Origin of the sequence: Heyndrickxia sporothermodurans (assembly GCF_003055045.1) — a bacterium.
Classification (GTDB): domain Bacteria; phylum Bacillota; class Bacilli; order Bacillales; family Bacillaceae_C; genus Heyndrickxia; species Heyndrickxia sporothermodurans.
In genome coordinates, this window is record NZ_NAZB01000027.1 from 1 (window position 1) to 4,851 (window position 4,851).

At 34.9% G+C, this 4,851-nt stretch carries 5 protein-coding genes and 1 rRNA gene; 3 read left to right on the forward strand and 3 right to left on the reverse strand.

What is annotated here, in order from left to right; all coding sequences use genetic code 11:
- Together B5V89_RS12655 and B5V89_RS12660 are read right to left on the reverse strand one after the other, a co-directional pair.
- Positions 1–115 (reverse strand): 16S ribosomal RNA (locus tag B5V89_RS12655); the annotation flags it as partial.
- Between the two features lie 236 nt (positions 116–351).
- Positions 352–579, reverse strand: coding sequence for a hypothetical protein (locus B5V89_RS12660; RefSeq protein ID WP_066226785.1), 228 nt, complete (start codon positions 577–579; stop codon positions 352–354).
- Positions 580–791: 212 nt separating this feature from the next.
- Here B5V89_RS12660 and pdaB point away from each other — a divergent pair, with 212 nt between their 5' ends.
- Positions 792–1,541, forward strand: a complete 750-nt coding sequence (gene pdaB / locus B5V89_RS12665; RefSeq protein WP_066226782.1) for a polysaccharide deacetylase family sporulation protein PdaB — start codon at positions 792–794, stop codon at positions 1,539–1,541.
- Between the two features lie 48 nt (positions 1,542–1,589).
- Here pdaB and B5V89_RS12670 read toward each other — a convergent pair whose 3' ends face one another.
- Positions 1,590–2,258, reverse strand: coding sequence for a KinB-signaling pathway activation protein (locus tag B5V89_RS12670; protein WP_066226779.1), 669 nt, complete (start codon positions 2,256–2,258; stop codon positions 1,590–1,592).
- Positions 2,259–2,425: 167 nt separating this feature from the next.
- Here B5V89_RS12670 and gerD point away from each other — a divergent pair, with 167 nt between their 5' ends.
- The gene (gene gerD / locus B5V89_RS12675; protein ID WP_066226776.1) at positions 2,426–3,052 is read left to right on the forward strand and encodes a spore germination lipoprotein GerD; all 627 of its coding nucleotides are present in this window, start codon (positions 2,426–2,428) and stop codon (positions 3,050–3,052) included.
- 402 nt (positions 3,053–3,454) lie between these two features.
- Complete coding sequence (locus tag B5V89_RS12680) at positions 3,455–4,678, forward strand: IS110 family RNA-guided transposase (protein ID WP_108072308.1); 1,224 nt, start codon at positions 3,455–3,457, stop codon at positions 4,676–4,678.
- Positions 4,679–4,851: the final 173 nt, after the last annotated feature.

The following is a 4,851-nucleotide window of genomic DNA, read 5'->3' on the forward strand; positions in this document are numbered from 1 at the left end:
CTCACCCGTCCGCCGCTAACTATCAAGGAGCAAGCTCCCATCAAGTTCGCTCGACTTGCATGTATTAGGCACGCCGCCAGCGTTCGTCCTGAGCCAGGATCAAACTCTCCAAAAAGATGTTTGATATATCGAATTCGTTAGAATACGACTAGCTCTAGTTAAAAAATAAATTAATTGACGTTTCGTTTTGTTCAGTTTTCAAAGATCAATTTTTGAAACAACTTTTATATTATACTATTTTCAAAACCATTTTGTCGACTGTTTTTTCAATCTCTCGCAGCGACATGTATTAATATATCAATTACAGAGAATAAAGTCAACCCTTTTTTCTCACTCTCCCTAAGTTCTTTTCTAAATCCCTTCTTTCTTTTTGGAAGATATAATGTAATTCACACATTCATTGTGTGGAGCCACACGAGTTAATAGTGAAAACAATATTTGATATCGTTCTTTCATTGCTCTTTTAACTACTTGATCAATCCTTGAATCCTGTAAATCATATAATATCTCATCCATTTCCCTTTTTAAAAGATATTGAATTTCTAGCCTTTCCTTTTCATGAATTAAAATTCCTAACAATTGATTCACCCTTTTACATAAGATTAAGAACAAATGATTGCTGAGGTCACCTTCTAGAAGGTGGATGACTGCAGTAAATCTAGTTTTTTCCAATAAAACAGAAAATATTACGAGAAAATTTTTGACATATAAATTTTGTAGTCGAGCATACAATGAAATAAGGACTTGTCTATTACTATTAATTTTTTATTGCCGTTGTAAGGGGGATTACAATGAATTTTTTTATGATTTTAAGTGGAAAGAAACTAAAACACTTTTTGTTTATTATGGTACTTTCGCTATTTACGGCACTTTTTATCTATTCCCAAACGACTGCTCAAGTTGCAGTTTTTTCAACGAAAGAAGGGCCAAAAGCAATATACAAAGGAGAAAAAGGAATTGCGCTAACGTTTAATATTGGATGGGGAGATCAAAAGGCAGAACCGATTATAGATACTTTAGTAAAGAATGAAGTAAAATCAGCAACTTTCTTTTTGTCCGGTTCATGGGCTGAACGCCATCCAGATATTGTCGAAAAGATCGTTAAAAGCGGATATGAAATTGGGAACCTAGGGTATGCATACGAAGACTATACAGATTTAGAGTCTGAACAAATAAGAAAAGATATAGTAAAAGCACAAGAAGTTTTTAAAAAGCTGAATGTCAAAAACGTTAAATTACTTCGAGCTCCAACCGGCCATTTTGATAAAAAAACTTTAAAAATTGCAGAAGATCTTGGATTAACCGTTGTTCATTGGAGTGTCAATTCAGAGGATTGGACAAATCCTGGGGTTAAGCAGATTATTAATAATATTGATAAAGCTAAAAATGGAGATATCATATTATTGCATGCCTCTGATGCAGCTAAGCAAACGAAAAGCGCATTACCTTCAATTATTTCTAAATTAAAAAGTAGAGGCTCCTTTACAAATGTTTCCGACATGATTGCAAACGGAAAGGTTAAGACCACTTTAATAAAATAATTTCATACACAACTTAAAAACACTCCTATTTGGAGTGTTTTTCGCCATTTATTTTTTCTTTTTATTAATAGTTGGTACTTGATTTCCCTTTTTAGCTTGTAATTTAGCTCTTTCTTCTTCCGACCGCTTCAAATATTTTGGTAGTATTAATATTTGATACGCATTACAGATGACAAGAGGGAACAGCATTAAATAGACCCAGCTCTTTTCATTTACCCTCAATACCGGAATCCATTCTAATATTGTTACAACTACCATAAAAAACAAAGCGGGTATGAATGTGCTTTTCTTCCCTTGCCGCGATTTAAAATAGGCAACGATTAATCCCGCTATTAAAATAAATATAGCTAGTGCTATGTAAGGGGTAAGACTTTCATTTGGCTTAGCAAACTTTTCAAAACGGAAATAAGTTAAATCAAATAAAGCAAAAATTGTTAATACCAATTGAACTCCATTCCATAATCTTGTAGAACGAAATATCCCTAAACCAAATTGGTGGATGGTTAAATAAGCAAAGTAGCCGACTTGGCTAATCACACTAAATATTAACCCAACACCTATAAGCCAAATAAATGTAGATAGTATAGGACCAATTTTAAAATCTAAAAAATAGGATTGAAATTCACCCCAACGAATAATAAAACCCAATACACCTGTTGTAATACCACCTATTAATAAAGTTGTAAAAAATAATCGAACCCAATTTCGGCTTGTCAATATGATATCCTCCATCGTTTCATAAATTATACATAAAAACTCATCTTTTCTGATTTTACCAAGCACAGTATGAAAAATCTAGAAATTACACTATTGGTGCATAAAACTTTCACAAATACAGCATATTAACCCTATAAAACACATCCGTATAGGGGTGAGCTATTCAAATGAAAAAAATAGTTGTGTTGCTCCTATTTAGCATTTTCCTTTCAGCTTGTTCAAGTAATCCAAGTACTGAAAAAATGGATTATGACCAAACGAAGAAAATGATCGTTGATATTCTAAAAACAGACGAAGGAAAAAAGGCCATTCAGGATATTATGACAGATAAGAAAATGAAGCAAGAACTTATTATGGACCAAGCAACCGTCTCTGAAACGATTCAAAAAACACTTGTATCGAACAAAAGTACTGAATTTTGGAAGAATGCTTTTAAAGATCCCGAATTTGCCAAAGCATATGCAACAGGAATGAAGAAAGAAAATGAAGCTTTATTAAAAAGATTAATGAAAGATCCTGATTATCAAAGTATGATGCTTGACATATTAAAGGATCCGGAATATCAAAAGGAAATGCAGGATTTACTTAAAAGTAAGGATTTCAGAAAACATATTCAAACCATTATCGTCGAAACTTTTGATAGCCCCATCTTTAAGGCAAAAATTCAAGACACTCTAATGAAGGCCGCTCAAGAAATAAGCAATAACCAAAATGCCCAAAAACAAGGAGGGCAAACTAGTGGCGGCGGAGGTGGAGCTCAACAAGGTACAGGTGGCGCAAATCAAGGTGGATAAAAAATGCTCAAGCGCTTTGGTCCGACAAGTAAAGATGTCGTAGCATTGTACACAAAGGCTTGGGAATTTCCCCAAGCTTTTGTGACGCTAAAATCGAGTTTGATAAATAAGCGGAAAAATTCCCCTTAATTAAGAAAATAGCACTGAAAACACCTTAAACATACTAACATTAGTAGCACAAACCAAGGCCATGGTTTGTGCTACTATTTTTTTATAGTAGAAGTGAAGAAAGGTCGATCCGTCTATGGGACCATGTAAGAGTCCGTATCTTAAACAGGCCAACTTCACACCCTTGTTTGAATCAGTTTAGTATGTTGGGTCCTAGAGATCGTGTATAAGAAAATGGAATCGATAAGGCACTGTGAAGACTTCTATGATTGGTTATAAAAGGAGAATATTTATATGAAACATGTTATCGCTCTTGATGTAAGTAAAGGGAAAAGTACCATTGCCATTTATGATGGTTATGGACAATGTGAATTTGAAGGGGAATTGTATCATACACGCATTGATTTTGAGCAGCTACACCTACGTATTAAGGAAATAACAGCTATTGATGGGCAAGCCCCTGAAATCGTATTTGAGGCGACGGGTGTCTATTCAAAATCCGTTGAAAAGTTTCTACGGGATCACGGACATACATACTATCGCATGAACCCGCTTGAAGCGAACCTACAAATGGCTTCAATGCGTCGACACAAAACTGATATTAGCGATGCCCATGAGTTAGCGAAAACCCACTTTAAATTGGAACGTGAAACGACGTATGTGCAGAATGATTATTATGAACAGATGCGGGCAATTACTCGTTATTATGACGAAATTGAAGAAGAACTTATTCTTTTACGCAATCGTATGCATGCCATTTTACATATTTCATTTCCAGAGTTGGAACGACTTATTACACCGAGTTCAGCGCTATTTCTAAATTTTGTGCAACTGTATCCACATCCAGCACTATTATTAGCTCATTCAAAGACAATTATTAAAAATCGTTTGAAAAGCAATACACGTAAAAGACTTTCACTAGAACGTGCAGAGAAAAAAGCCATCGTGTTATTAGAAGCTGCGAAAAATTCATATCCTGCCATTGAACCAACGGATATTCGCTGTAATCAAGTAGGCGATTACGCCCGACGTATTGCAGATTTAATGGAAAAGAAAGACCAGCTTGTGAAACAAATGGTTGTGATGTCTGAAGGAAGAAAGGAATATACCGTATTACGCTCTTTTCCGGGAATTGGTGATACAACAGCTTGCAGACTTATTGGCGAACTAGGTGATATTCGCCGATTTAAAAATGCGAAACAACTGAACGCATACGTTGGAATCGATATTATGCGCTATCAATCTGGCAATACACAATACCGAGATCGAATTAATAAACGAGGAAATAAGAAGCTACGGAAGATTTTATTTTTTATGATGTGTACAATGATTATGGCAAAAGGAAAACCCAATCATTTAGTAGACTATTATTACAAATTAAAAACGCAACCTCAGAGAAAGCCTCATAAGGTCGCGATTGTGGCGTGTATCAATAAGTTTTTGAAAGTGACGTTTCAGTTACTGACACACGGCATACTTTACGATTATGATTCCGCACTACCAGCTCAGAAATCGTAGCAAAGTTTATATTCACTATAGCACACTGACCTTTCGAAAAAAAGAATATCGTGAGGTTTTTTCGTCATGGGAAAAATTTAGCTGTATTTGGAAGGGGTACCCCTCCCAAATACAGCTAAACAAAAAACATAAATGAATTAACTGAAATACACTTGACTAATCGTAAGAAATAG